The sequence below is a fragment of the Paraburkholderia sp. BL23I1N1 genome (assembly GCF_003610295.1).
Classification (GTDB): domain Bacteria; phylum Pseudomonadota; class Gammaproteobacteria; order Burkholderiales; family Burkholderiaceae; genus Paraburkholderia.
In genome coordinates, this window is sequence record NZ_RAPV01000001.1 from 408,630 (window position 1) to 434,895 (window position 26,266).

Sequence of the window (26,266 nt, forward strand, 5' to 3'; positions counted from 1 at the left end):
GGGATGATTACAATTGCCCTATGCCCGTTATCTTAGTCCGAGCGGCGGGTGTCGCTTTTCGACTTCGTCATATCGACCTCGCGATGCGTTCGAAACGGATTCTTGCTGCGTTGTTGTCTGTCGCGCTCGCGGCGCCGCCGGGCGTGTTCGCGCAATCGCGCGCCGCATCGAACACGAACCTCGCGCTCAACGTGCAGTCCGCCGAACCGCCATTGGAGAGCGGCCCGGTCGAATCATTTGCCGACCCGATCGTGCCACCCGATATCGCCCAACGCGTTTTCGGCGTCTATGGCGGCGCGCAGAGCCGCTTTTCCGGCAACGCGAGCGCGACCACCGGATGGCGTGTCCCCATCGTCACGCAGCAACTGCCCGACCTCGGCAACGGCGGCTCCGGCTCGCTGACGCCGCAAGCCGAGCGCGTAATGCGAGAGGTGCGCCGCGACCCCGACTATCTCGACGACTGGCTGGTGCGCGACTATCTGAACTCGGTCGACGCGAAACTTTCCGCAGCGGCGAGCGCGCTCTACATCGGCGGCTATCGTCCGGACTTCGAGCTGTTCGCGGTCCGCGACACGCAGATCAACGCCTTCTCGCTGCCGGGCGGTTTTATCGGCGTGAACGCCGGTTTGATCGTGACGACGCAAACCGACTCCGAACTCGCCTCCGTGCTCGGTCACGAGATGGGGCACGTCTTGCAGCGGCACATTTCGCGGATGATCACCACCGGCGAACACAGCTCCTATGCCGCGCTCGCCGGCTTGTTGTTCGGCATCGTGGCGGGCGTGCTCGCGCACAGCGGCGACCTCGGCAGCGCGATTGCGATTGGCGGCCAGGCGTATGCGGTCGACAACCAGTTGCGTTTCTCGCGCTTCGCCGAGCACGAAGCGGACCGAGTCGGCTTTCTGCTGCTGGCCGGCGCCGGCTACGACCCCTACGCGATGACGACGTTTTTCGGCCGCCTCGATCGCGCGGCAATGAACGACACGGGCATACCGGCCTACGCGCGCACCCACCCGTTGACCGGCGAACGGATCGCCGACATGGCAGACCGTGCGCGCCGCGCGCCATACCGGCAGCCGCATCAGACCTCCGAATACGGATTTGTGCGGGCGCGGGCGCGCTTGCTGCAGGACCGCTCGCGCAGCGAATACGCCGATGAGATTTCGCGCCTGCGTTCCGAAATCGAGGACCGTACCGCGGTGAACGTCGCCGCGAACTGGTACGGGATCGCGTATGGGCAGATGCTGCTCGAACGTTACGACGATGCGGTGGCGTCGCTGGCTTCGTCGCGCGCGGTGTTTGGAGCGAGTGAGCGTGCCGAACGCGGTGAACGCGGTGAAGGTGGGCCCATGTGCAGTTCGCCGAGTCTCGACGTGCTGGCGGCCGACATCGCACGCCGTGCCGGGCGTAATGATGAGGCGGCTCGTCTTGCCGAATTTGCGCAGAAGCGCTGGCCGCAGTCGAACGCCGCGATCGACGTGCATATCCAGACCTTGCTGACCTTGAAGCAATTTACCGCCGCGCAGGCGCTGGCTTTGAAGGAAACGCGTGCGCAACCCGATCAGCCTGCCTGGTGGATGTACCTTGCACAGGCAAGCGCCGGCAGTGGAGATGCGTTGACGCAGCATCGGGCCTTGGCCGAGAAATTCGCCCTCGAGGGAGCCTGGCCGTCGGCCATCCGGCAATTGAAGGAAGCGCGTGATCTGAAGGTGATCGGCTACTACGATCTCGCGACCGTCGATGCCCGGTTACATTAGATGGAGAGCCGATATAAAGAGGAGCGGCTCGACGAGAAGAGTTAGGGGGTGTTGCTGGCCTTCGCAGTCTGACCAGAACGCGGGCTGTGCAAAAGTGTGCAAAAGACCCAGGCACTAAGCTGGCAAAACCTAAGCGTTCGCCGCCGGACTGTCGACAAACCCGAACCGCGCGGCAACCTCGTTTCGCTGCACGCCCTGCAAGGGCAGCACAACGCCATTGTTCCAGCGAAACATCCCGCTCATCGAGTCATCGCCCAACGTCGCGTGGTCAGAAAAAACCTCGAGGTCGTGGTCGTGCAAAACAGCGACTCTCGGTGGCGCCGAGCCGTCGACGAACAGAATCCCGCCTTCATCGTCGACCAACACCGCCGAAGGCACGAAAGCCCCTCCAGCCTGATCCGTCAAAGAAAGCACCCCGGCGGCATCGGCAGACAACCTCACCACCCACGGCGTATAACCCAACTCGATATACACGCGCTGCGGCCCGTTCTGAAAAAACCACTGCCCGCGTTCATCGGCGTCGTAATTCCGATTGATAAATCCGAGCAACGCCTCGTGCCGGATCGGCGTGCCAGGCGCGCCGCTGGCCTGAGCGGTTTCATCCCGCATGCGCCAATTGCCGCGCCGGTCCAGCATCAGCCAGCCGGTGCAACTCGGCACATTCGGCCATTTAGCCAAGGCCTGCTTGACGATGTCATCCATGATCGACGTACCGCTCCAGATAACCGAGCACGCGCTGTGACAACCAGTCGATGCGGCCCGGGAAGGGTCCGGTCATAAAGCCGGCGTGGCCGCCGTGCATGGGCTGATCGAGCTCTACCGATGCCGACACCTCATGCTGCGCCGGTAACGCTTCGGCCGGCAAGAACGGGTCGTTGCGCGCGTTCAGTACCAGTGTCGGCACGGCAATCCCAGGCAGCAACGGCCGGGTGGTCGCGCTGCTCCAGTAGTCGTTTGTGTCGCGAAAGCCGTGCAGCGGCGCCGTCACCACGTTGTCGAAGTCGTAAATGGTGCGGCTCGCCAGCATCGTGTCGCGGTCAAACAGCCCCGGAAACTGCGCCAGCTTCTGCTCGGCCTTCTGCTTCAGCGTCTTCAGGAAATTGCGCGTGTAGACCATGCCGAAGCCTTGCGATAGCGCACGGCCGCCGGCATGCACGTCGAGCGGCGCCGAAATCGCCGCGGCAGCCGAGAGCACCGGCGACGCGTCTTCGCGCCGCTCGCCGAGCCAGCGCAGCAGCACATTGCCGCCGAGCGACACGCCCGCCGCCACGATGGGCCCGCGATGCGTGGCGCGCAGGCGCCGCAGGATCCAGTCGACTTCGTTGCTGTCGGCGAGATGATAAAAACGCGGCAACCGGTTCAGCGGCCCGCTGCAACTGCGAAAGTGCGGCACGACGCCATGCCAGCCGTAGTCGCGCGCGGCGGCCATCAACGTGGCCGCATAGTGCGACGTGGAACCGCCTTCGAGGCCGTGAAACAGGACGAACAGCGGCGCGTCTTCGGCCGGAACTTGAGGCGGGGAGAGCGGGTAGAGCGCGGAGGCGGCTTGGCCGTCATGCACCACCCAATCGAGATCGATGAAATCGCCGTCCGGCGTATCCCAGCGTTCACGCCGGAACGTGACGGCCGGACGGCGCGCGAACAACGCGGGAACGATGGTCTGCACATGCCGGTTCGGCAGCCAGAGCGGCGCGCGGTAGAACAGATCGAGCGTGGTCCTGGCAGCGGCTGCGGCGCGTGTTGCGCCGGTAGAGGCGGATGTATCGTGCGTCGTCCCCCAATGCCCAATCGGGACCTCATTCGAGACGGGGGACTTCCTGCGGGGCGTACTCATACCAGCGTCGAAGCAAAAAGATCAAACCGGTGAAACAGGCAAACGCCCGTCAAACGTCAGTGCAGCGATCCCTGACCATGCCGCATCTTGGTGGCGAACTGACTGGCGGTCTCATTCGGCATCGGACTCGCGTGAATATGCGCGATCCGCCACTCGCCGCGTTCGTGGACCATGACGTAAGTGGTGAACACCATGGTGGGCGCCGCCTTCGGATCGGCCGGGCGGTGCGCTTCGGCAATGGCGTAGACGACCGTGCCGAGGCTGTCGTAGACGCGAATATCGAGCGGTTCAATCGAAACGGGCGCGGTTTCGAGCTGGATTTGCAAGCCGGCGCGAATACTGTCGAGGCCGTGCAGATGGGAGCCGTCGGCGCAGATGCAACTGACGAACTCCTCATCGATCCACAGGCCCATCAAGCTGTCGATATTCACCTCGGCGACGGCCTGGTAATAGGCGTTCAGCGTATCGGCGGCGGCTTCGAAGATATGGGCAAAACGTGGCATGGCTCGTCAGTCTCTTGTGCGCGGCGCGCGGTTGCGGGGCAGCTCAGCGGGACAGTCCGGAGCACCGGACAATCGCACCCAAGCGCGAGAATGCCCGCGCCGCAAGGCGCGAACATGACGCGACGCGTTCAGGGGCGTGCGGTGTTGCGTGCAAGTATCAGTCGAATCAGTTTGGCTCAACGTTGCGCAAGCAACATGCCGCGCAAATCGCCGAATACCTGCTCGGCGCTCAGCTGCTTCAGGCAGTTCAGATGCCCTAGCGGACATTCGCGCTGAAAACAGGGACTGCATTCGAGATGGAGCCATTGTACCTTCGCAAGCTCGGACAAGGGCGGCGTGTGGCGTGGATCGGTCGAACCGTACACGGCCACCAGCGGCCGGCGCAGCGCGGCGGCCACGTGCATCAACCCGGAGTCGTTGGTGACGACGGCGTTGGCCCGCGCGATCAGCGCGCACGCCTCGCTCAGCGCGGTCTGGCCGCACAGATTGCGCACGTTCGGCGCTTTTTCGGCGATGGCCTGGGCAAGCGGCGCGTCTTTCGGCGAGCCGAGCGCGACGATCTGCGTGTACGGGAACGACTGGCCGACGATCTGCGCGAGCGCTGCGAAATGCTCGGGCGGCCAGCGCTTGGCCGGACCGTACTCGGCGCCCGGGCAGAACACCAGCAGCGGCACACGCGTATCCAGATTGAAGCGCGCGGAGACGCGCGAGGCTTCGTTCAAGTCGGCATCGAGCCGGGGCATCGGCAGGTCGTCGGGGATCTTGGCGCCGGGCGCGTAGGCGAGCGCGGCGTAGTGACCGACCATCGGCGGGCGTTCGTCTTTGCGCGGATTCGCGTGACGTACGTTCAGCAAGCCGTAGCGGCTTTCGCCGGTGTAGCCGATGCGTAGCGGAATGCCCGCCATCCATGGAATCAGTGCCGACTTGAGCGAATTCGGCAGGACGTAAGCCGCGTCGTAGCCGACGTCGCGCAAGTCGCTCGACAGTTGCCAGCGGCGCAGCATCTGCAGCTTGCCGTGCGCGAGGTCGGTTGCGTAGACGTCGCGAATCTCAGGCATGCGTTCGAGCACGGGTGCGACCCACGAGGGCGCGACCGCGTCGATCACGATGCGCGGATGCAATTTCACGAGGCGCGCAAACAGCGGCTGCGCCATCAATGCGTCACCGATCCAGTTCGGTGCGATAACCAACGCGCGACGCATCAGAGTGAGTGTCCGGTGTCGAAACGAAGCGCCGCGCGCGCCATGCGCGTGGCGTTCGATGGTGTCAAAGGGGAAAAGCCGCGAGCTTTGCGGTGCGGGTCCGGCATGGCCAGTCCCGCCGCGGCTGCGGCTTGGCTGCGAAGCGCTTGTCTTGCCGCCACCTGCTGCAATAGCAAAGCCGGCGCGTCACGTGACGAACCGGCGGGCAGCGGGCGAGCCGGCAAAGAGCGCAGCAAGCGATCGGTGCTCAGTGCGCGATATTCAGGTTAGTGACCCCTGACCACTTCGCCGTCGCGCAACTTGTAGCGCGTGCTGCAATACGGGCATTTTGCTTCGCCGTGCGTGACGTCGATGAAGACGCGCGGATGCGCGCTCCAGCGCGGCATGGCCGGGTTCGGGCAATACGCCGGCAGGTCTTTTGCCGACAGTTCGACCAGCGGCATTTCCTTGATTTCGCTCATGGGGACGTTCTCGTTGTATGCAGGGTGCGTGCGTTGCGCCGGCAAAAGACCAGGGGCCCGGGCCGGTGCAGCGCGCGTTAGATCTTGGTGAGCCAGTGCGCGTACTTGTCGCTCTTGCCGTTCACGATATCGAAGAAGCCCGATTGCAGCTTCTCGGTGATCGGGCCGCGTGCGCCCGAGCCGATCGTGCGGTTGTCGAGTTCGCGGATCGGTGTGACTTCGGCGGCGGTGCCGGTGAAGAACGCTTCGTCGCAGGTGTAGACCTCGTCGCGCGTGATGCGTTTTTCGATCACCTGGATGCCCGCGTCGCGCGCCAGCGTGATAACCGTGTCGCGCGTGATGCCGTCGAGGCACGAGGACAGATCCGGCGTGTACAGCTTGTCGTTGTTCACGAGGAAGAAGTTCTCGCCGGAGCCTTCCGACACGTAGCCGTCCACGTCGAGCAGCAGCGCCTCGTCGTAACCGTCGGCGATCGCCTCCTGGTTGGCGAGAATCGAGTTCACGTACCAGCCCGACGCCTTGGCGCGGACCATCGACACGTTCACGTGATGCCGCGTGAACGACGAAGTCTTCACGCGGATGCCCTTGGCAATGCCGTCTTCACCGAGGTAAGCACCCCACGGCCAGGCGGCGATCGCCACGTGGATCGTGTTGCCCTTGGCCGACACGCCGAGCTTTTCCGAGCCGACCCAGATGATCGGGCGCAGGTAGCAGGATTCCAGCTTGTTCTGGCGGACCACTTCGCATTGCGCGGCGGCCAGCGTTTCGTGGTCGAACGGCACGTCCATCTGGAAGATCTTGGCCGAGTTCAAGAGGCGCTTGGTGTGTTCCTGCAGGCGGAAAATCGCCGTGCCGCCATCCGCCGTCTTGTAGGCGCGGACACCTTCGAAAACGCCCATGCCGTAATGCAGCGTATGGGTCAGCACGTGGATCTTGGCGTCGCGCCAGTCGATGAGCTTGCCATCCATCCAGATCTTGCCGTCGCGGTCGGCCATTGACATACGATTCTCCAGCGGGTGCGGTGAAAGAGCGTCATTTTAGCGTCTTTTGCACACGAAACGGGCATTTGGCCGCACACCGGGCGCTATAATTCGGCGCACGCATAATTCAAATCCGGATGCGCCAGCGGGTGCTTGACGACCTGGCGCCGACTTCCCTTCGTTGCGGCGCCGTCTCACGCCCGCGTTTTCGCCCCATGCTCGCTCGACTGTCAGATACCGATCGCCGTGCCTTCCGTGAAGGCGCGCGCGACTATTCGCCCACGCTGATGGCGATTTTCTCCTGGGGCCTCGTCACTGGCATTGCGATGAGCAAGTCCGTGCTCGCGCTGCCGCAGGCGCTCACCATGTCGCTGCTGTGCTACGCCGGTTCGTCGCAACTGGCCGTGCTGCCACTCCTCGCCGCCAAGCTGCCGGTCTGGACCGTGCTGCTCACCGCCGCGATGGTCAATACGCGCTTTGTGATCTTCAGCGCCGGTCTCGCGCCGCACTTTTCCTATCTGCCGATGTGGCGGCGCATCGTACTGGGCTATTTCAACGGCGACGTGATCTACCTGTTGTTTCAGAAGAAGAGCTTCCAGACCGGTTACCTGCCTGGCAAGGAGGCGTATTTCTGGGGCATGGCGGTGTGCAGTTGGCTGTCGTGGCAGGTCTCGTCGATCGTCGGCATCCTGCTGGCGAGCCTGATTCCGGACAACTGGGGCCTCGCGCTCGCGGGCACGCTGGCGTTGCTGCCGATCATGGTGTCGGCGATCGCCACGCGTTCCACGCTGGTTGCCGTCAGCATTGCGGGCCTCGTGTCGCTGCTCGCTTTCGACCTGCCGTACCGGCTCGAGCTGCCGCTGGCGGTGATCGCGGCGATTCTCGCGGGCAGTGCCGCCGACCTGATGGTCGAGCGTGCCGATTTGCGCCGCATCCGTAACCGCGCCGGAGATTCCCCATGACATCCACGCAGATCTGGCTGGCCATTATCGGCATGACCTTCGTCACCGCAGTGACACGCGCCATGTTTCTAATCGGCGGCGAGCGCACGGTTTTACCGGCCCGCGTTCAGCGGATGCTGCGCTATGCGCCGGCCGCGGCGCTGGCAGCCGTCGTGCTGCCCGATGTGCTGAGCACGCCGGAAGGGCTCTCGTTTGCGCCGTCGAACCACGAGTTTTACGCGACGCTGGCCGGTCTCGCGTGGTTTTTGTTGCGACGCACCATGCTCGGCACGATTGTGGTGGGAATGGTCGTGTTCACGCTCTTGCGCCTCTTCATGTAATTGATTGAACTGAAAATGCTGTGTTGCAACATGCGCGATGCATCCTCCAAATACGGGACATTCGCCTGGTTGCGGGTCTGAAGGCAGTGTGGATCAGTTAAAATGGCTGTTTCCGGGATAAGCGCGCCGCTGCATGGCGCGACAGCCGCGGCTCTGCCGCCGGCGCCCGACTCAGTGGAGCCGCTGCCGTGCCCAAGCGCTGGAGTTTGCCGCGCTCACGACCCAGCGCGTCGTCCGCCACCGCCTTCTCATCAACTCGCACATACACGCCCATGAACAAGGTATTGCGTCTCTCCGATCTGATCGCCGAAGGCAAGCTAGCCGGCAAACGCGTGTTCATCCGCGCCGATTTGAACGTGCCGCAGGACGATCAAGGCAACATCACCGAAGACACCCGCATCCGCGCCTCCGTGCCGGCGATCAAGGCCGCGCTGGACGCAGGCGCCGCCGTGATGGTTACGTCGCATCTGGGCCGCCCGACCGAAGGCGAATTCAAGCCGGAAGACTCGCTTGCGCCGGTCGCGAAGCGTCTGGCCGAGCTGCTCGGCCGTGACGTGCCGCTGGTGGCCAACTGGGTGGAAAACGGCGTGAACGTCGCGCCGGGCCAGGTCGTGCTGCTGGAGAACTGCCGCGTCAACAAGGGCGAAAAGAAGGATTCCGACGAACTCGCGCAGAAAATGGCGAAGCTCTGCGACATCTACGTGAACGACGCGTTCGGCACCGCGCACCGCGCCGAAGCGACCACGCACGGCATCGCCAAATACGCGCCGGTCGCCTGTGCGGGGCCGCTGCTGGCCGCTGAGCTCGAAGCACTCGGCCAGGCGCTGGGCGCGCCGAAGCGTCCGCTGGTGGCAATCGTCGCCGGCTCGAAGGTGTCCACCAAGCTGACCATCCTGAAGTCGCTCGCCGACAAGGTCGATCAGCTGATCGTTGGCGGCGGCATCGCCAATACGTTCGTGCTGGCGGCGGGCCTGAAGATCGGCAAGTCGCTCGCCGAAGCCGATCTGGTCAACGAAGCCAAGGCCATTATCGACGCCGCGAAAGCCCGCGGCGCCTCGGTGCCGATTCCGATCGACGTGGTCACGGCGAAAGAATTCTCGCCGACCGCCAAGGCTGAAGTGAAAGCCGTGGCGGACGTGCAGGACGACGACATGATCCTCGACATCGGACCGGAAACCGCCAAGGTGCTCGCCGCACAACTGGAAAAGGCCGGCACGATCGTGTGGAACGGCCCGGTCGGCGTGTTCGAATTCGATCAGTTCGGCAACGGAACCAAGACGCTCGCTGACGCGATCGCCAAATCGCCGGCGTTCTCGATTGCAGGCGGCGGCGACACGCTGGCCGCGATTGCCAAGTACGGCATCCACGACAAGGTCAGCTACATTTCAACGGGCGGCGGCGCCTTCCTCGAGTTCCTTGAGGGCAAGAAGCTGCCGGCGGTCGAAGTTCTGGAATCGCGGGCTTAACGTGGCGACGCGCTCCCCCTCAGCGAAGTCTGCAAAAGCGCGCGGTAGCATGTTGCCGCGCAACACCGCAGCTGCAACGGCAGGGGAGCGCGAAGCGCGCTCCGCCGCAGTACCGCAAGCGTTAAACCACGCAACAGCCCACGCAGTAACCGAGCAGGAAGAATCCGGGTCGCCCCTCGCGCTCGCGGAGTTGGCCACTGCCAACGAGGCAGCGGAATTGTCCAGTGCAAACGCTGTGCAAGCCGCCCCCTCGCCGGCAGAACTCCCGGACGCAGAGGTCGCGCCCGCACCCCCACCGGCATCCCCCGTGCTGGTGTCGAACACCGCTTCACCCCATAAAGCGACGCTGGTTTTCAACCGGCGCGCAGCCCCCGGCAGCATCCTTCGGTGCGCAGCCTCCGCATCCGACTCGCAGCGCTCATTCCAGCGATCCTATCCAGACGAGGAGACTCATGCATCGCGCCACCAAGATTGTCGCTACCATCGGACCGGCTTCCAGTACGCCGGAAATCCTGCTGCAAATGATTCGGGCAGGGGCCGACGTGGTGCGGCTCAATTTCTCGCACGGCACTGCCGACGACCACCGCCAGCGCGCCGAATTCGTGCGCGAGGCGGCCCGCCAGGCCGGCCGCGAAGTCGGCATCATGGCCGACCTGCAAGGTCCGAAGATTCGCGTCGGCAAATTCGAAAACGGCAAGACCACGCTGGTCCCCGGCAACCCCTTCGTTCTCGACGCCGAATGTGAACTCGGCAACGACGATCGCGTCGGCCTCGACTACAAAGACCTGCCGCGCGACCTGAAACCGGGCGACGTGCTGTTGCTCAACGACGGCCTGATCGTGCTGGACGTCGTGCGCGTGCTCGGCAGCGAGATTCACACCACCGTGACGATCGGCGGCGAGCTGTCGAACAACAAGGGGATCAACCGCCAGGGCGGCGGCCTCACGGCGCCGGCCCTTACGGCCAAAGACATGGAAGACATCCGCACGGCGATGTCGCTCGGCGTGGATTACGTCGCAGTATCGTTCCCCAAGAACGCCACCGACATGGAAATGGCTCGCCAGTTGGCGAACATCGCGGGTGCGCCGTACGGCATCAAGCCGAAGATGATCGCGAAGATTGAGCGGGCGGAAGCGATTCCGGCACTGCAAGGCATCCTCGACGCCTCGGACGGCATCATGGTCGCGCGTGGCGATCTGGCCGTGGAAGTGGGCAATGCCGCAGTTCCGGCGCTGCAAAAGCGCATGATTCGGATGGCGCGCGAATCGAACAAGTTCGTGATCACCGCGACCCAGATGATGGAGTCGATGATCTACGCACCGGTGCCGACCCGCGCCGAAGTGTCGGACGTCGCGAATGCAGTGCTCGACGGCACGGACGCGGTGATGCTGTCGGCCGAATCCGCAGCGGGCAAGTACCCGGTGCAGACCATCGAGACGATGGCGGCGATCTGCCTCGAAGCCGAGAAATCGGAACAGTCGGAACTGGACAAGGATTTCCTCGACCGCACGTTCACGCGGATCGACCAGTCGATCGCCATGGGTGCGCTGTTCACGGCTTATCACCTGGGCGCGAAGGCGATCGTCGCGTTGACCGAATCCGGTTCGACCGCGCTGTGGATGTCGCGTCACTGGACCCACGTGCCGATTTTCGCGCTCACGCCGCGCGTCGGCAGCGAACGGGCGATGGCGATCTACCGCAACGTCACCTCGCTGCATCTGGACACCAGCAGCGACCGCGACACGGCGTTGCAGCAGGCGCTGGAAACCGTGGTCAGCAAGGGCTACGCGTCGCGCGGCGACATGGTGGTGCTGACGGTGGGCGAACCGATGGGCCAGGCAGGCGGTACGAACACGCTGAAAATCGTACGCGTGGGCGAGCCGTATTGATTGGCATCAGCGCTCTGGCGTGAGCCGGAGACTGCTCGATCGGCACGTAGGCTGGATTGAGTGAAGCAGGCTGTCATGCCCCGCGAGAGGCGGCGCACAGACTCCAATCGCGCGTGGGGGAAACGCGCTTTAGGGAACGTGTGAAAGGGTATGCAGCTTGCTTCGCGATAAAATCGCCAAAAAAGATGCCGACGGCACAGAATTCGTTTCAATCTAAGGAGTTAAGCATGCCTCTCGTATCAATGCGTCAACTGTTGGACCATGCTGCCGAAAACGGTTATGGCATACCGGCGTTCAACGTGAACAATCTGGAGCAGGTGCAGGCGATCATGGCCGCGGCCGACAAGGTCAACGCTCCGGTCATCATGCAGGCGTCGGCCGGCGCGCGTAAGTACGCGGGCGAGCCGTTCCTGCGTCACCTGATCGAAGCCGCGGTCGAGTCCTACCCGCACATTCCGGTTGTGATGCACCAGGATCATGGTCAATCGCCGGCGGTCTGTATGGCGGCGATCCGCAGCGGCTTCACCAGCGTGATGATGGACGGTTCGCTCGAAGCCGACGGCAAGACGGTCGCATCGTACGAATACAATGTCGAAGTCTCGCGCAAGGTGGTTGAAGCGGCGCACTCGATCGGCATCACGGTGGAAGCGGAACTGGGCGTGCTCGGTTCGCTGGAAACCATGAAGGGCGACAAGGAAGACGGCCACGGCGCGGAAGGCACGATGACCCGCGAACAACTGCTGACCGACCCGGAGCAGGCTGCCGACTTCGTCAAGCAGACGCAATGCGACGCGCTCGCGATCGCGATCGGTACGTCGCACGGCGCGTACAAGTTCAGCAAGAAGCCCACGGGCGACATTCTGTCGATCCAGCGCATCAAGGAAATTCACCAGCGCATTCCGAACACGCACCTGGTGATGCACGGTTCGTCGTCGGTGCCGCAGGAACTGCTGGCGGAAATCCGCGAATTCGGCGGCGACATGAAGGAAACCTACGGCGTGCCGGTCGAGGAAATTCAGGAAGGCATCAAGAACGGCGTGCGCAAGGTCAATATCGACACCGACCTGCGTTTGGCGATCACCGGCGCGATCCGCCGCTACATGGCGACCAACCCGGGCAAGTTCGATCCGCGCGATTACCTGAAGCCGGCGCGCGAAGCCGCGATGAAGATCTGTCTCAAGCGCTTCACGCAATTCGGCTGCGAAGGCCAGGCGGGCAAGATCAAAGCGATTTCGCTTGATAAAATCGCGGAGAAGTACAAATCGGGCGACCTCGCGCAAGTCGTCCGCTAAGCTATAAGCAGGCTCTACGCCTGGCTGATTGGCCAGGTTGTCGTTCGATCGCCGTTCCCGCATCATCCGGGGAACGGCGTTTCCCTTTTGTTCCGGTCACACTTTTTGCCCCACTTTTAGCGAACCACGACGATGTCTACCCTTTACGAATCCACGCTCCACTCGCTGCCGCTGCTCGGCCGCGGTAAAGTCCGCGACAACTATGCGGTGGGCAACGACCAGTTGCTGATCGTCACGACCGACCGTCTGTCGGCGTTCGACGTCATCATGGGCGAGCCGATTCCGAATAAGGGCCGCGTGCTCAATGAAATGGCGAACTTCTGGTTCGAGAAACTCAAACACGTGGTGCCGAATCACCTCACGGACGTGGCGCCCGAATCCGTGGTGGCGGCAGACGAAGTCGAGCAGGTGAAGGGCCGCGCCGTAGTGGTGAAGCGCCTCGAGCCGATCCTCGTTGAAGCGGTGGTGCGTGGCTATCTGGCCGGCAGCGGCTGGAAAGACTACCAGGCAACCGGTTCGGTGTGCGGTGTCGAACTGCCGCCGGGCCTGCAAAACGCGCAAAAGTTGCCCGAGCCGATTTTCACGCCGGCAGCCAAGGCCGAAATGGGCCACCACGACGAGAACATTACGTACAACGAGATGGAACGCCGCATCGGCACCGAACTGTCGGCCACGATCCGCGACATCTCGATCAAGCTGTACAAGGAAGCCGCTGATTACGCCGCCACGCGCGGCATCATCATCGCGGATACGAAGTTCGAATTCGGTCTGGACAACCACGGCCAGCTGTATCTGATGGACGAGGCGCTGACCGCCGATTCGTCGCGCTTCTGGCCGGCTGACCAGTATCAGGTCGGCACCAACCCGCCGTCGTTCGACAAGCAGTTCGTGCGCGACTGGCTCGAAACCCAACCGTGGAAGAAAGAGCCGCCCGCCCCGAAGCTGCCGGACGACGTGGTCGCGAAGACGGGCGAGAAGTACCAGGAAGCGCTCGAACGCCTGACCGGACACAAGCTCGCCTGATTACGCGCACCTGTCGGATCCGCGCCGCGTGAGAAAACGCCGGGGCGCCCCAAGTTGCCTCACCTCCTTCGAGGGGACCTGGCGCGAAGCGACAGGTCGGGGGGCGCTCTCAAGAAACAAGGAAGCCGTAAGATGAGTGAAGTCCAGACTGCCCATACGCATGGCGCGCCGGTTGTCGGCGTGCTGATGGGCTCCAGTTCCGACTGGGAAGTGATGAAGAACGCCGTCGCGATTCTGCAAGAATTCGGCGTGCCGTACGAAGCCAAGGTCGTGTCCGCGCACCGCATGCCCGACGAAATGTTCGCCTATGCTGAAAGCGCGCGCGAGCGCGGCATTCGCGCGATCATCGCGGGTGCGGGCGGCGCGGCGCATTTGCCGGGCATGCTGGCCGCCAAGACCACGGTGCCGGTGCTCGGCGTACCGGTGGCGAGTAAATATTTGAAGGGCGTTGATTCGTTGCATTCCATCGTGCAGATGCCCAAGGGCGTGCCGGTCGCCACGTTTGCAATCGGCGAAGCGGGCGCGGCGAATGCGGCGTTGTTCGCGGTGTCGATTCTGAGCGGCACGAGCGCCGAATATGCGGAAAAACTGGCAGCGTTCCGCGTGCGCCAGAACGAAGCAGCCCACGCAATGGTGCTGCCGGCGCTGTAAGCGCCAAGGCTGATTGCTTAAAGACGTCCCCCGATGTCCGACCCCCGGCCGGGTGCTGCAATTGCTTCATTGCTCTATATGCGCATCCGGCCGTGACCGACCACACAAGATGAACCCAGACAACACACCGGTTTCACCGATTCTGCCCGGCGCATGGCTTGGCATGGTCGGTGGCGGCCAGCTCGGCCGCATGTTCTGCTTTGCCGCTCAGGCGATGGGCTATCGCGTCGCCGTGCTCGACCCGGACGAAAACAGTCCCGCGGGCGCGGTTGCCGACCGCCATATCCGCGCGCCTTACGACGACGAAGCGTCGCTCACTGAGCTCGCGCGGCTGTGCGCGGCGGTGTCGACCGAGTTCGAGAACGTGCCGGCTGCGAGCCTCGATTTTCTTGCGAAGACCACCTTCGTGAGCCCGGCCGGCCGTTGCGTCGCCGTGGCGCAGGACCGGATCGCCGAGAAGCGCTTCATCGCCTCGTCGGGCGTGACGGTGGCGCCGCATGTCGTGATCGAATCGTCGGACGCGCTGGCCGCGCTCGACGATGCGAAACTCGAAGCCGTGCTGCCGGGCATTCTCAAGACCGCACGCATGGGCTATGACGGCAAAGGCCAGATCCGCGTGCGCAACGCCGAGGAAGTGCGCGAGGCGCACGCGTCGCTGGCGGGCGTTCCGTGCGTGCTGGAAAAGCGCTTGCCGTTGAAGTTCGAAGTGTCCGCGTTGATCGCGCGCGCGGCGAGCGGCGCGTCGGTGGTGTATCCGCTGGCGCAGAACACGCATCGCGACGGCGTGCTGTCGCACACCATCGTTCCCGCGCCGGATGCGAGCCCGACGCTGGTCCAGCAGGCGCAGCAGGCCGCGCTGCAAATCGCGGACAAGCTCGGCTATGTCGGCGTGCTGTGCGTCGAGTTCTTCATTCTCGAAGACGGAACGCTGGTCGCCAACGAAATGGCGCCGCGTCCGCACAACTCCGGCCATTACACCGTCGACGCGTGCGCGACCAGTCAGTTCGAACAGCAGGTCCGCGCGATGACCGGCATGCCGCTTGGCGACACGCGCCAGCACTCGCCGGCGGTGATGCTGAACGTTCTCGGCGACGTCTGGTTCCCGGGCGGCCCGAAGGGCGCCGCGGTCACGCCGCCGTGGCACGAGGTCGCCGCCATGCCGGCGGCGCGTTTGCATCTGTACGGCAAGGAAGAAGCGCGTTGCGGCCGCAAAATGGGCCACGTGAACTTCACGGCTGCGACGCTCGAAGAAGCCCGCACGACGGCGCGCGATTGCGCGCGGCTCCTGCACATCATCACGAGCTGACGCGAACGCCATGCCGGATCAAAGCAAACCTGCCGAAGGCGGCGCCGCGAGCGTCCTGCCTGTGAGCGCCGCGCAGATCGAGCACGCCGCCGCGCTGCTCGACGCGGGCGGCCTCGTCGCGTTCCCGACGGAGACTGTCTACGGACTCGGCGGCGACGCCGAAAGTCCGGACGCGGTCGCGCGTATTTACGCGGCGAAGGGCAGGCCGGCGAACCATCCGGTGATCGTGCATCTGGCGCCGCAGGGCGATCCGAACTATTGGGTCGAGCATTTGCCTGCGGAGGCGCAGCGCCTGATCGATGCATTCTGGCCGGGACCGCTCACCTTGATCCTGAAGCGCGCCGCGCGAATTGATGCAGCGGTGAGCGGTGGGCAGGATTCGGTGGGGTTGCGCTGCCCGTCGCATCCGGTTGCTCAGGCTTTGCTGGAAGCGTTCAGCGCGTTGCGCGGCGGGCATGGCGGTGTTGCCGCGCCGTCGGCGAATCGTTTTGGTCATGTGAGCCCGACGACGGCGCAGCATGTGCGCGACGAATTCGGCGGCGCGATTCATGTGCTGGATGGGGGCGCATCGGATGTCGGGATTGAATCGACGATTCTCGATTTGTCGCGGGGGTTTCCGGCGCTGTTGAGGCCGGGGCGCGTGACGCCGCAAGATATCGCCGACGTGCTCGGCGAGGCGCCGCGTTTGGCCGATGGTTCGGATGCGACTGCGCCGCGGGCTTCGGGTACGTTGAAGGCGCACTATGCGCCGCGGACGCCTTTGGTTTTGCTGCCTTTTGATGCGTTGCAGAGTGTGCTCGCGGCTCGGTTGGGCGATGAGCGCGTTGCGCTGGTGGCGCGGGCTTCACGCGCGGGTGAATGGGCTCATGCCGAAGGCGTGCATTTCATTGCCGCGCCTGAAGATCCGCATGTTTATGCGCGTGAGTTGTATGGTTTGCTAAGGACGCTGGATCGCGCGGATGTGAGTCGGATTCTTATCGAGAAGTTGCCGGATTCGATTGAGTGGATTGCTGTTAATGATCGGTTGGGGCGTGCGGCGGCTGCTTTTGAAGCGCAGGTTTGATGGGGTGGGTTTTGCCTTGTAGTGGCGCTTTTTTTGTATGCCTGTGGTGTTGGCCTTTCCTTGTTTTGTTAGTGGTCTATTAGCGTTGCCCCTGTGCGGGGCAATGCTCTCAACTTAAGCCTTAAAGGGCTTGTAAACGAGGCATTGCCCCTGTAAACTTCATCGCATAACTCACTGATAAATCAACGATATGAACTCAAATACCAGCGTCCTCGCGGTTTCTGGCTGAGTTCTCCGATTTCCTGCTCGATCCGGCGCTCGCCGATCGCGTGCGTCGTTCTCCCACCGCCTTTACCCGCAATCGCAGACTGACCTTGCCGCGCATGGCCGCGCTGATGATGTCTGGCATGTGCGCCAGCGTGCAGACCGAACTTGACGCGCTATTCGGCGCACTGGGGAGCGGCGGACGCACCCGCGCTGTCAGCGCACAGGCCTTCAGCAAGGCGCGACAGGGACTGTCTGCCGAACTGTTCGAACTGGCCCGCACCCGCCTGATTTCACTGGCCCAACCCCATATCGATTCGATGCGCTGGAACGGGCTGAGACTGGTCGCAGCGGACGGTAGTCGCCTGCGTGTGGGCACGCGTCGCGGCCATGAACTGCGCGCCGATCACTACGCGTTTGCGCTGTTCCTGCCGGGCTCCGAACTGACCCTGCACGCCGCACTTCATCCCGCCGACGGCGGCGAGCGGCAGATGCTGTTCGAAGCCCTTGATGTACTGCAGCCGCGCACCGACCTGCTGCTGCTCGATCGCGGCTATATCGGCAACGCGATGGTGGCGGCGCTCGCGCAGCGCGAGATCCCGTTCTGCATGCGCGTGGATGCGCGTAACTGGAAGTGCGTCACCGTCTTTGCCCGCAGCGGTAAAGCCGAGCGCGTCGTGACACTGGAGGCGCCCAGCGAACTGGATGCCCGCGACTATGAACTGGCGCGTACGCCGACGACCGTGCGGCTGATCCGCGACGTCACGCCAGGCGGGCGCGTGCGTGTGCTGATGACCTCGCTGCTCGATGGCGAGCGTTATCCGGCCGCATCGTTCGGCGCGCTCTATCACCAGCGCTGGCGGGTCGAGGAGGCGTTCAAACGACTCAAGCACCGTCTCAGGCTGGAAGCCGTTACAGGCCTCGATTACCTGGCATTGCAGCAGGACTTCGGTGCAAAAATCCTCGCCGACAACCTGTGTACATTGCTCAGCGATCTCGATGCGCCGCACGACGACAGACATGCCAGCCGTCCTAACCGGGTGTACGCACTGGGCGCACTAAAGCCCATCCTCGGCGCGTGCCTTCTGCGCATCCGGCGCTGTCTGGACGGCCTTGCCGGTGTGCTGGAAATGTGAGCTTGCCCCCGAAAAACGAATCCCTTGCTGAGCAGGTAAGCTCACGCAAGGAGAAGAACGATGACAGGCAAGGCAAAGCGGGCACAGTACACGCTCGAATTCAAGCTGGAAGCGGTGCGACTGGTCAAGGCCGGGCAAAGCATGGCAGCAGTGGCGGCGACACTGGGTGTGGTTGAACAGACGCTGTACAACTGGGTGAAGGCTGACCGGGAAGGCAAGCTGGCGGGGGCTGGAACAAAGCCAGTAAGCCCGGAACAGATGGAGCTGGCCCGGCTGCGTGCGGAGGTGGCTCGCCTGAAGATGGAGCGAGATATTTTAAAAAACCGCCCCACGCGCTTGCGCGCCCCCCTCATGAGTAGAAACTCCCAGGGGGTACACTCGATGCGCGCAGAGACAGTGGCCGTAAGCTTCTTGGAGGTATGAACCCCGTCAAAAAACCTGGCCCAGGGGAAGCTGCGGACTCATCTGTGGTGGCGTCTTCGGGCGACCCCGTTTAGGAAATTGATTAATTCCGAGTCCCCGTCCTGCGCCTGATTATTCAGGAGGTGGGTGATGCCAAAAGACCGAACCCGATCCAAGCCCTCAGGGTTGCCGATCATTCATCCGTTTGCGGCCGGTATTGATATCGGTTCACGGTTCCATGTTGTCGCCGTCAGTCCGGACCTGTGCGACGAGCCGGTGCAGACATTCCAGGCTTTTACCGCCGATTTGCAACGCATGGCCGACTGGCTCGTCGCGACCGGCACAAAGACGGTTGTGATGGAATCGACCGGCGTGTACTGGGTCGCCGCCTACGAGGTGCTGGAGTCCCGGGGCCTTGAAGTCGTTCTTGCCAATGCACGCGAGGCGCGCGCAGTCCCTGGAAGGAAGAGTGATGTCAACGACGCACAATGGCTGCAGCGACTGCACGCGTGTGGGCTACTACGGGCCAGTTTCCGGCCTGGCCGCGATATAGCGGAATTACGCGCGTACCTGCGCTGCCGCGAAAAGCACACCGACTATGCCGCCGCGCATATCCAGCACATGCAGAAGGCGCTGACCTTCATGAATATCCAACTGCACCACGTGATCGCGACTATCACGGGTGTCACGGGACTGCGGATCATCCGTGCGATCGTCGCTGGTGAGCGCGATCCAGACAGGCTGGCGGCGATGCGCGACGTCCGCTGCAAGGAAAGCCTTGAAACCATTCGGAATGCGCTGGTGGGCAACTACCAGCCCGAGCACGTGTTCGCCCTGAAACAGGCGCTTGCGCTCTACGACTTTTACCAGCAGTGCATCGACGAGTGCGATGTTGAGATCGAACGTGCTGTCGCAATCCTCAATATCGCTCACCCGATTCCGGAAGCACCGCTGCCGAAGGCGAAACATCGCAACAAGATGCCCAGCGATCCCAACTTCGATGTACGCACGGCCATGTACCAGCTTGCGGGGACCGACCTTACGCAAATTCACGGCATCGGCCCGTTCCTCGCTCTGCGCCTGATTGGCGAATGTGGAACGGACCTGAGCCGATGGCCAACCGCCAAGCACTTTACTTCATGGCTCACGCTTGCGCCCGGATGCAAGATCAGCGGTGGCAAGGTACTGTCATCGCACATGCGCAAAACCAGCAGCCGCATCACAGTCGCACTCAGGCTTGCGGCGGTGAGCGTTGGAAGAAGCAATACCGCGCTTGGCGCATTCTACCGACGCCTTGCCGGCCGAATTGGTAACGCCAAAGCCGTGACTGCGACGGCGCGCAAGATCGCTGTTCTGTTTTATAACGCGATGCGCTATGGCATGGACTACCGCGACCCGGGTGCGGATCATTACGAACAGCAGTACAGGGACCGTGTTATCAAGCAGCTTCATCGCCGCGCGGCGCAATTTGGATATTCACTGCAACCTCAGGGCTCGCCAACGTAAAGGTGAGTTTCTTAGGAAAGCCGCTGCGTACTTCGCCAGGGAGTCGATGTGAAGTACGCATTCATTGAGCGCAATCGACGCCACTGGCCGGTCTCGGTGCTGTGCGAAGTGCTGGAGGTCAGCCCCAGCGGATATCATCAGCGCCGGCAACGCACTGCACAGGACAGGCCGCACCGAAGCCGCTTGAGCGACGATGCACTGCTCGCAAACATTAAGGCGATTCACGCGCAGGTCAAGGGCGAGTACGGCTGGCCGCGTATGTGGAAGGAACTGCTCGCGCGTGGCGTGCGCGTGGGCAAGGAGCGGGTTCGCAAGCTGATGGCGCAGCATGGCATTCGAGCCCGCCACAAGCGCAAGTACATCGCGACGACGAACTCGAACCACGATTTGCCGGTGGCGCCGAATCTGCTGGAGCGCAATTTCACCGCCACCGCACCGAACCAGGTCTGGACGAGCGATATCACCTATCTGGCAACAGCCGAGGGGTGGGTGTACCTCGCGGTCATCATCGACCTGTTCAGCCGGCAGGTGGTGGGCTGGTCGATGCAGCCGCACATGAAGGCTGAGCTGGTCACGGACGCACTGCGTATGGCGTGGTTCCGGCGCCACCCGGAAGCCGGCGTAATCGTGCATAGCGACCGGGGTAGCCAGTATTGCAGCGGCCTGTTCCAGGACACGTTGAAGGCCTATGGCATGCGTTCGTCGATGAGCCGACGCGGCGATTGCTGGGATAACGCGCCGACCGAAAGTCTGTGGGGTTCGCTGAAGGTCGCACGCATGCATGGTCGGCACTTCGCCACGCGGCGTGCCGCAATGGATGAGGTGATTGACTGGCTGGGCTTTTACAATGCACGCCGGTTACACTCGACACTCGACTACGTCAGTCCCATGACATTCGAGAAAAACTGGTTCGCAGCCCGGCAAGGCGAGGCTGCGTAATTTCCTCGGTTAAGGGATTCGCCAAACAGGGGCAAGGTCAATGATCCACCAGACCCGATGCCGGATACAGCCCTCACGCTCCTATCCAAGGCCACCCAGAAAAGCCAAGCCCCACTTCCATCTCGCCTACAAACTCGCCTGATGCAGTGGGGCTTAAGTTGAGAGCATTGCCCCGCACAGGGGCAACGCTAATAAACCACTAACAATTCAAGGAAAGGCCAACACCACAGGCACACAAAAACGCGCCGCACAGGCATTAAAGAAAAACGCCCGACTCAACCAACAAGCCAGGCGTTCGCAGAACACACATTCAACCACCGCCAAGCGGCAGCCTCAACCTTATTTCCCCAAACCCGTCGCAGCAATCTGCTGCTGAACATACTGCGCGAACAGCGTGTGCAAGTGCGAGCTCGGGTGCACCAAATCCGCAAACATATAGGTCTGGTCAGCGCCAGCCACCGTATAAGTCTGCGGCGAGCAGAACAGCGACGACCCGAACTGGGAGCCATACTGCGCCGGGGTCAACCCATTCGTTGCACTCGGATTGGCGGTAGCGTACGCGGTTGCGTTAGCCACCATCGACGTCAGGTTACACGCCGTGCCGGTGTTGGACACCGTGAAGCCCAGTGCCTGATAGTTCGGCAACTGCTGATCAATCCACGTGAACGCATCGGCCACGATAACCTTGCCCGTACCCACCAGGCCGAGGGCCGTCAGGCTCTGGACCAGGATGCCGTTATACGCCGCGGTAATCCCCGACAGCAGTGCTGCCGCGCCAGGCGAGGCCGCGTTGGCTTGAACGCCCTGCGGCGTATTGCCGATGTCCGGCACCGTCGACACCACCACGTGGGTCGCACCCGAGTTGACGATGGTCTGGATTTGCGCAGCAAGCTGCGTAGCGGCCGTCGCGATCTGGGGGTTGGCCAGCTGCTGCAGGTAGCCGGCGATGAACTGTACCTGGCCTGCCTGCGTGTTCGGTAGTTTGCCGGCCTGCACGAGCAGCGGGTATTGCGTCTGTAGCGCGGTGGCGAGCGCCGTCAGATTGGCGGTGGTCCCTGCGAACTGGAAGATATCGTTCGCGCCGCCGTTTACCAGCACGAGCTGGTTCGAGTTGAAGCTCGTATGCGCGCCCAGGTAGTTTGCCACCTGAGTCACCACCGGCACAGTCGTTGCCGCCGCGTTGTTCGGGGCCCAACCTTCACCCTGGGCGTTGACGACGTCCGAACCGCCTTGCGCGTAGCCAAACCCGCCCGTCGCGGCCAGCGGTTGACCGAAGCCGCCGACATACGCGGCAGTCAACGTGCCGCCGTAGTACTCCGCTACCTTCTGGGTCCACACTTCGCCCGGGTTCGTCGTGAAGCGGCCGCCGCCGAAGCTCGACTGGATCACCGGCGCGTACGTGCCGACATCCGACAAGCTGTCACCGAACGACACGACCTGCAATTTCACACCACCCGCCGGTGTGCTGCTCGAGCTGTTGTTATCGCTGCCGCCACCGCAAGCGGCGAGCAGAGCAAACGCAGCGCTGGCGAGGGCGATCTGCGTGACGCGGACGAAATTGCGCTTCTTCAATGTTGTTTGTTTCATGTTGACTGCATCTCCTCGTATGTGTGGCCCTTGTGCCATGTATTGCAGGCAGCGCCCACCGCGTCGGCGGTGTGACGACAGCTTACAGAATCTTCTACGGCCTGCGCTGCGTTTGAAACGCGGCCGCATGCTTATCTTCCCTGCTCGTATCGCCGCCGGATGCCGCGACACGGGCCCCCGCGCCGGCGGCGCGGTGCGCGTGATAATCCGCGGCCCATGCGGGCGGCGCGAACAGCGCGCGCAACTTGTTGCGCCAGCCTCGTACGCTCAGGAAATCGGCGGCCATCGACCCCCATTCATGAAACGTCGCCTTCAGCGGGTTATACGTGTGCAGCGGCTCGACGATGCCGTACACCGGCGCGTCGTGCGGATCTTCTTCGACGTAGCTGCCGAACAGGCGATCCCAGATCACCAGCACGCCGGCATAGTTGCGGTCGATATAGCGGTCGTTGCGCGCGTGATGCACGCGATGAATCGAGGGCGTGTTGAACACGTATTCGAGCCAGCCGAGCTTGCCGATCGCCTGGGTATGCACGAAGAACTGGAAACCGAGGTTGATCAGCACGATGGCGACGATCTGCTTCGGCGGAAAGCCGAGTACGGCGAGCGGAATCCAGAACACCCACATGCCGGCAACTGGATACATCAGGCTCTGGCGGAATGCGGTCGAAAAATTCATCCGCTCCGACGAGTGATGCACGACATGCGCGGCCCACAGCCAGCGCACACGATGGCTGCAGCGGTGGAACACGTAATAGAGCAGATCTTGCGCGACGAACAGCACGACGAACGACACCCAGGTCGCCGGCCACGTGGTGACGCGATAGTGATCGTAGAAGAATGCATAAACGGGGATGATCGCGAGCCACGCGAGCTTGTCTGCGGCTTGCTGCATCAGCGCGAGCCCGGCGTTGCAGAACGTGTCGCGCCAGCTATAAAGCTGTGCGCCGGGGCGCGTGTGCCGCAGGTGCCACACCTCCCAGCCAATGCATGCGAGAAAGACTGGCGCCATGGCGAGCAGCAGCAATTCGGCATCGAATTGCATTGTGTCTTCCTCCGTGGTCCCTGGCCGCTGCGCTTGACGCAGCGGACGTTGTCGTTTTCGTTTGATCGGGCCACGCGACCGTAACGGGTGCGCGGCTCATGCGCTACGCGTTACGTTTTACGCGCGCCTCAAACACTGCCCGACAGCGTACACGCTTGGGCGCGTTGCGGCGCGCGGGTTCTATAGAAGGAATCCTCAATGGGCGCCGCGCTTGTGCGGGTTTTTCCTGGGCTTGCTGCTGCGCGGTTCGGTGACGGGGGCGGAGACTTTCGTGAATCCCTGGGACGGTCCCTGGTAGACCCATTCGAGCAAGGCGTCGTGCGCGGCGCGCGCGGCCTCGGAATGCGGGTCGTTGATCAGGCTCACCACCACGTAGCTGTTGCCGTCCGCCGAGGCCACGTAGCCCGCGATCGCACGCACGTCGCGCAGGGTGCCGGTCTTGATGTGCGCGTTGCCGCCCGCGCCCTGGTTGGTCAGGCGATTGCGCATCGTGCCGTCGACGCCCGCAATCGGCAGCGACTCCACGAACACCTGGGCGACCGGGCTCGCATTGGCCCGCTGCAGCAGATCGGCAAGCGAGAGCGCGGTAACGTGCTCGTCGCGCGACAGGCCCGAGCCGTTGTCGAGCGTCAGGTATTGCATGTCGACACTGTCGCGGCGCAGAAACGCCTCGATGGCACGGGCCGATTTTGCGGGCGTGGCGGGCGGCTTTTCTTCCGTTGCGCCGATCGTCAGAAACAGGTTGCGGGCCATCGTGTTGTTGCTGAACTTGTTGATGTCGCGAACGATGTCGGAAAGCACCGGCCCCTGGTGCGTAGCGACGAGGCGCGCGCCGACCGGCACCGCGCCTTCGCGGGTCGCGCCGCTGAAGGTGCCGCCGGTTTGCTGCCACAGCGCGAGGAAGCCGCCCGCGAAGAACGCCGTGTGGTCGAGCACCGCCACGTTGATCGTGCGCGGACCGCAGCGCACCGAGTAGTCGCCGTCGAACGACGCAACCACGGTGCCGTTGGGCTGGGGCGTCACGGTGGGCGAGACGGAGGCGGCGTCGCCGCGGCACGGGCCATTCACCGCGTGCATCTGGTTGTCGATCTGCAACTGCGAGAGCGCGGGCAGCACGTCGATTGCGACGCTGCCATCCGGGGAAGGCGTCAGCGTGAACGACAGCGATTTGAATGCATACAGCAGTGGATCGGGACCGACGTTGTACGGCGCGGTGGCGTCGTCGTCAAACGGCGGCAGATCGCGCGTGGAGGCGTCGAAGTAACGCTTGTCGAGCACCAGCGCGCCGTCGATGCCGTTGATCCCCGCCTTGTGGATTTTCTGCACGAGGTCGATCAGTTCTTCGGGCACGAGTTTCGGATCGCCCGTGCCCTGAATGTAAAGATTGCCGTGCAGTACGCCATTGGCGTCGAGCGTGCCGTCGGCGTAGGCGCTCGTGCGCCAGCGATAGTCCGGGCCGAGGATCGACAGGCCGGAGTAGGTGGTGACGAGCTTCATCGTCGAGGCGGGCATCATCGGCTTGCCGGCGTTTAGCGCGAGGATCGGCGTGCGATCGCCGACTTTTTCGACCACCACGCTAATCGACGACAAGGGCACGTGCGCGCGCTGCAGGCCGGTCATGACCGTCTGCGGCAGCACCGTGGTGACGTTGACGCTCGGATGCGTGGCCTTGACGCGCGCCTGCGCGGCGAGCGGCAGCGCTGCGCCGCTGCCGAGCGCGGCGCAGGCAAGCAGCCATACCGCCGCGCGTGGCGCGAACCGGCGAAGTGGGGCGCAGACGGAAGCAGAGGAGAGTGGGCGCAGCGCCATACGGCGAGCGAAAGAAGGGAAAAAAGCGGGCAAAAAAGCGTGCGTCATGGACAGGCGAAGAAGCAGGATTTCGGGGCGCGGCGACGCGCGGCAATTCAGAGTGTGTAGAAGCGTTGCGTGACGCGCGGAAAACCGCCGCGCGGCGCAAAGCGCTCATTGTAGAGACATGCCGTGAGGCTGCGGTGAAAAAGCGTCGCGCGTCGCGCGCGACGGGGCCGGGCGCTAGAATGCGGCATCATCAAATGTTTCGGGACCGTACCAACCATGCGCATATTGCTAGTCGAAGACGACCGGATGATCGCCGAAGGCGTGCGCAAAGCGCTACGCGGCGAAGGTTTCGCGGTCGACTGGGTGGAAGACGGCGAAGCAGCACTCAGCGCGGCGACCAGCCAACCTTACGATCTGGTGCTGCTCGATCTCGGCCTGCCCAAGCGCGATGGGCTCGACGTGCTGCGCACCTTGCGCGCCAAAGGCCACGCTACGCCGGTGCTGATCCTCACCGCGCGCGACGCGGTCGCCGATCGCGTCAAAGGCCTCGACGCCGGCGCCGACGATTACCTTGTCAAACCTTTCGATCTCGACGAACTCGGCGCCCGCATGCGCGCGCTAATCCGGCGCCAATCGGGGCGGAGCGATTCGACGATTCGCCACGGTAACCTGACGCTCGATCCGGCCTCACATCAGGTCACGCTCGACGGCGCGCTGGTCGCGTTGTCGGCGCGTGAATTCGCGCTGCTCGAAGCCTTGATCGCACGGCCGGGCGCGGTGCTCTCGAAGAGCCAGCTCGAAGAAAAAATGTATGGCTGGGGCGAGGAGATCGGCAGCAATACCGTCGAGGTCTACATTCACGCGCTGCGCAAGAAGCTCGGCGCGGATCTGATTCGCAACGTGCGCGGTCTCGGCTACATGATCGCCAAGGACGCCTGAGC

At 63.4% G+C, this 26,266-nt stretch carries 22 protein-coding genes and 2 pseudogenes; 15 read left to right on the forward strand and 9 right to left on the reverse strand.

Annotated features, from left to right (window positions below):
* Positions 1-83 precede the first annotated feature (83 nt).
* Entirely contained in the window at positions 84-1,757 is a 1,674-nt protein-coding gene (locus B0G76_RS02025; protein ID WP_120289684.1) for a M48 family metalloprotease, read from the forward strand.
* Positions 1,758-1,886: 129 nt separating this feature from the next.
* Here B0G76_RS02025 and B0G76_RS02030 read toward each other — a convergent pair whose 3' ends face one another.
* From B0G76_RS02030 to B0G76_RS02055, 6 genes are all read right to left on the reverse strand, one after another.
* Positions 1,887-2,459 carry a DUF2946 family protein gene (locus tag B0G76_RS02030; protein WP_120289686.1) on the reverse strand — a complete coding sequence of 191 codons (573 nt, stop codon included), beginning with the start codon at positions 2,457-2,459 and terminating at the stop codon, positions 1,887-1,889.
* Positions 2,452-3,591 carry a hydrolase gene (locus tag B0G76_RS02035; RefSeq protein WP_120289688.1) on the reverse strand — a complete coding sequence of 380 codons (1,140 nt, stop codon included), beginning with the start codon at positions 3,589-3,591 and terminating at the stop codon, positions 2,452-2,454. The genes B0G76_RS02030 and B0G76_RS02035 overlap by 8 nt, the downstream gene beginning before the upstream one ends.
* 56 nt (positions 3,592-3,647) lie before the next feature.
* Complete coding sequence (locus tag B0G76_RS02040; protein ID WP_120289690.1) at positions 3,648-4,094, reverse strand: nuclear transport factor 2 family protein; 447 nt, start codon at positions 4,092-4,094, stop codon at positions 3,648-3,650.
* A 176-nt stretch (positions 4,095-4,270) separates the two neighbouring features.
* Complete coding sequence (gene waaF / locus B0G76_RS02045; RefSeq protein WP_120289692.1) at positions 4,271-5,296, reverse strand: lipopolysaccharide heptosyltransferase II; 1,026 nt, start codon at positions 5,294-5,296, stop codon at positions 4,271-4,273.
* A 266-nt stretch (positions 5,297-5,562) separates the two neighbouring features.
* Positions 5,563-5,757 (reverse strand): zinc-finger domain-containing protein, encoded by a 195-nt coding sequence (locus B0G76_RS02050; protein ID WP_042321180.1) that lies wholly within the window; start codon positions 5,755-5,757, stop codon positions 5,563-5,565.
* Positions 5,758-5,834: 77 nt separating this feature from the next.
* Positions 5,835-6,758 (reverse strand): branched-chain amino acid transaminase, encoded by a 924-nt coding sequence (locus B0G76_RS02055; protein ID WP_120289694.1) that lies wholly within the window; start codon positions 6,756-6,758, stop codon positions 5,835-5,837.
* Between the two features lie 194 nt (positions 6,759-6,952).
* Here B0G76_RS02055 and B0G76_RS02060 point away from each other — a divergent pair, with 194 nt between their 5' ends.
* The 13 genes and pseudogenes from B0G76_RS02060 to B0G76_RS02120 form a co-directional block, all read left to right on the forward strand.
* A complete protein-coding gene (locus tag B0G76_RS02060) occupies positions 6,953-7,699 on the forward strand; it encodes an AzlC family ABC transporter permease (protein ID WP_120289696.1) in 747 nt (248 codons plus the stop codon).
* The gene (locus B0G76_RS02065) at positions 7,696-8,019 is read left to right on the forward strand and encodes an AzlD domain-containing protein (protein WP_120289698.1); all 324 of its coding nucleotides are present in this window, start codon (positions 7,696-7,698) and stop codon (positions 8,017-8,019) included. The genes B0G76_RS02060 and B0G76_RS02065 overlap by 4 nt, the downstream gene beginning before the upstream one ends.
* 272 nt (positions 8,020-8,291) lie before the next feature.
* A complete protein-coding gene (locus tag B0G76_RS02070) occupies positions 8,292-9,485 on the forward strand; it encodes a phosphoglycerate kinase (protein ID WP_120289700.1) in 1,194 nt (397 codons plus the stop codon).
* Between the two features lie 452 nt (positions 9,486-9,937).
* Positions 9,938-11,374, forward strand: a complete 1,437-nt coding sequence (gene pyk, locus B0G76_RS02075; RefSeq protein ID WP_120289702.1) for a pyruvate kinase — start codon at positions 9,938-9,940, stop codon at positions 11,372-11,374.
* Positions 11,375-11,601: 227 nt separating this feature from the next.
* Entirely contained in the window at positions 11,602-12,666 is a 1,065-nt protein-coding gene (gene fba / locus B0G76_RS02080) for a class II fructose-bisphosphate aldolase (RefSeq protein ID WP_120289704.1), read from the forward strand.
* A 132-nt stretch (positions 12,667-12,798) separates the two neighbouring features.
* Positions 12,799-13,689 carry a phosphoribosylaminoimidazolesuccinocarboxamide synthase gene (locus tag B0G76_RS02085; RefSeq protein ID WP_120289706.1) on the forward strand — a complete coding sequence of 297 codons (891 nt, stop codon included), beginning with the start codon at positions 12,799-12,801 and terminating at the stop codon, positions 13,687-13,689.
* Positions 13,690-13,821: 132 nt separating this feature from the next.
* Entirely contained in the window at positions 13,822-14,340 is a 519-nt protein-coding gene (gene purE / locus B0G76_RS02090) for a 5-(carboxyamino)imidazole ribonucleotide mutase (RefSeq protein ID WP_120289708.1), read from the forward strand.
* Between the two features lie 109 nt (positions 14,341-14,449).
* A complete protein-coding gene (locus tag B0G76_RS02095; protein WP_120289710.1) occupies positions 14,450-15,646 on the forward strand; it encodes a 5-(carboxyamino)imidazole ribonucleotide synthase in 1,197 nt (398 codons plus the stop codon).
* A gap of 10 nt (positions 15,647-15,656) precedes the next feature.
* On the forward strand, positions 15,657-16,709 hold the full coding sequence (locus tag B0G76_RS02100) for an L-threonylcarbamoyladenylate synthase (RefSeq protein WP_120289712.1): 1,053 nt from the start codon (positions 15,657-15,659) through the stop codon (positions 16,707-16,709).
* 242 nt (positions 16,710-16,951) lie between these two features.
* On the forward strand, positions 16,952-18,049 hold the full coding sequence (locus B0G76_RS02105) for an IS4 family transposase (RefSeq protein ID WP_259460795.1): 1,098 nt from the start codon (positions 16,952-16,954) through the stop codon (positions 18,047-18,049).
* A gap of 60 nt (positions 18,050-18,109) precedes the next feature.
* Positions 18,110-18,370, forward strand: a pseudogene (locus tag B0G76_RS02110) (transposase); the annotation flags it as partial.
* A 231-nt stretch (positions 18,371-18,601) separates the two neighbouring features.
* Entirely contained in the window at positions 18,602-19,957 is a 1,356-nt protein-coding gene (locus tag B0G76_RS02115) for an IS110 family transposase (RefSeq protein ID WP_120289714.1), read from the forward strand.
* A 15-nt stretch (positions 19,958-19,972) separates the two neighbouring features.
* Positions 19,973-20,896, forward strand: a pseudogene (locus B0G76_RS02120) (IS3 family transposase); the annotation flags it as partial.
* 339 nt (positions 20,897-21,235) lie between these two features.
* On the opposite strand, the gene B0G76_RS02125 reads toward B0G76_RS02120, so the two are convergent.
* The 3 genes from B0G76_RS02125 to dacB all read right to left on the reverse strand — a co-directional run bounded on the left by B0G76_RS02125 (position 21,236) and on the right by dacB (position 25,337).
* The gene (locus B0G76_RS02125; RefSeq protein WP_120289716.1) at positions 21,236-22,483 is read right to left on the reverse strand and encodes an SGNH/GDSL hydrolase family protein; all 1,248 of its coding nucleotides are present in this window, start codon (positions 22,481-22,483) and stop codon (positions 21,236-21,238) included.
* A 94-nt stretch (positions 22,484-22,577) separates the two neighbouring features.
* On the reverse strand, positions 22,578-23,528 hold the full coding sequence (locus B0G76_RS02130; protein WP_120289718.1) for a sterol desaturase family protein: 951 nt from the start codon (positions 23,526-23,528) through the stop codon (positions 22,578-22,580).
* Positions 23,529-23,723: 195 nt separating this feature from the next.
* Positions 23,724-25,337 carry a D-alanyl-D-alanine carboxypeptidase/D-alanyl-D-alanine-endopeptidase gene (gene dacB, locus B0G76_RS02135; RefSeq protein ID WP_120289720.1) on the reverse strand — a complete coding sequence of 538 codons (1,614 nt, stop codon included), beginning with the start codon at positions 25,335-25,337 and terminating at the stop codon, positions 23,724-23,726.
* A 264-nt stretch (positions 25,338-25,601) separates the two neighbouring features.
* Here dacB and B0G76_RS02140 point away from each other — a divergent pair, with 264 nt between their 5' ends.
* Positions 25,602-26,264 carry a response regulator gene (locus B0G76_RS02140; RefSeq protein ID WP_120289722.1) on the forward strand — a complete coding sequence of 221 codons (663 nt, stop codon included), beginning with the start codon at positions 25,602-25,604 and terminating at the stop codon, positions 26,262-26,264.
* Positions 26,265-26,266 lie beyond the last annotated feature (2 nt).

Excerpts from the sequence above, each read along its gene's own strand:
- B0G76_RS02025 (WP_120289684.1), top strand. The coding sequence starts at position 84 with ATGCGTTCGAAACGGATTCTTGCTGCGTTGTTGTCTGTCGCGCTCGCG.
- B0G76_RS02030 (WP_120289686.1), bottom strand. The coding sequence starts at position 2,459 with ATGGATGACATCGTCAAGCAGGCCTTGGCTAAATGGCCGAATGTGCCG.
- B0G76_RS02035 (WP_120289688.1), bottom strand. The coding sequence starts at position 3,591 with ATGAGTACGCCCCGCAGGAAGTCCCCCGTCTCGAATGAGGTCCCGATT.
- B0G76_RS02040 (WP_120289690.1), bottom strand. The coding sequence starts at position 4,094 with ATGCCACGTTTTGCCCATATCTTCGAAGCCGCCGCCGATACGCTGAAC.
- waaF (WP_120289692.1), bottom strand. The coding sequence starts at position 5,296 with ATGCGTCGCGCGTTGGTTATCGCACCGAACTGGATCGGTGACGCATTG.
- B0G76_RS02050 (WP_042321180.1), bottom strand. The coding sequence starts at position 5,757 with ATGAGCGAAATCAAGGAAATGCCGCTGGTCGAACTGTCGGCAAAAGAC.
- B0G76_RS02055 (WP_120289694.1), bottom strand. The coding sequence starts at position 6,758 with ATGTCAATGGCCGACCGCGACGGCAAGATCTGGATGGATGGCAAGCTC.
- B0G76_RS02060 (WP_120289696.1), top strand. The coding sequence starts at position 6,953 with ATGCTCGCTCGACTGTCAGATACCGATCGCCGTGCCTTCCGTGAAGGC.
- B0G76_RS02065 (WP_120289698.1), top strand. The coding sequence starts at position 7,696 with ATGACATCCACGCAGATCTGGCTGGCCATTATCGGCATGACCTTCGTC.
- B0G76_RS02070 (WP_120289700.1), top strand. The coding sequence starts at position 8,292 with ATGAACAAGGTATTGCGTCTCTCCGATCTGATCGCCGAAGGCAAGCTA.
- pyk (WP_120289702.1), top strand. The coding sequence starts at position 9,938 with ATGCATCGCGCCACCAAGATTGTCGCTACCATCGGACCGGCTTCCAGT.
- fba (WP_120289704.1), top strand. The coding sequence starts at position 11,602 with ATGCCTCTCGTATCAATGCGTCAACTGTTGGACCATGCTGCCGAAAAC.
- B0G76_RS02085 (WP_120289706.1), top strand. The coding sequence starts at position 12,799 with ATGTCTACCCTTTACGAATCCACGCTCCACTCGCTGCCGCTGCTCGGC.
- purE (WP_120289708.1), top strand. The coding sequence starts at position 13,822 with ATGAGTGAAGTCCAGACTGCCCATACGCATGGCGCGCCGGTTGTCGGC.
- B0G76_RS02095 (WP_120289710.1), top strand. The coding sequence starts at position 14,450 with ATGAACCCAGACAACACACCGGTTTCACCGATTCTGCCCGGCGCATGG.
- B0G76_RS02100 (WP_120289712.1), top strand. The coding sequence starts at position 15,657 with ATGCCGGATCAAAGCAAACCTGCCGAAGGCGGCGCCGCGAGCGTCCTG.
- B0G76_RS02115 (WP_120289714.1), top strand. The coding sequence starts at position 18,602 with ATGCCAAAAGACCGAACCCGATCCAAGCCCTCAGGGTTGCCGATCATT.
- B0G76_RS02125 (WP_120289716.1), bottom strand. The coding sequence starts at position 22,483 with ATGAAACAAACAACATTGAAGAAGCGCAATTTCGTCCGCGTCACGCAG.
- B0G76_RS02130 (WP_120289718.1), bottom strand. The coding sequence starts at position 23,528 with ATGCAATTCGATGCCGAATTGCTGCTGCTCGCCATGGCGCCAGTCTTT.
- dacB (WP_120289720.1), bottom strand. The coding sequence starts at position 25,337 with ATGGCGCTGCGCCCACTCTCCTCTGCTTCCGTCTGCGCCCCACTTCGC.
- B0G76_RS02140 (WP_120289722.1), top strand. The coding sequence starts at position 25,602 with ATGCGCATATTGCTAGTCGAAGACGACCGGATGATCGCCGAAGGCGTG.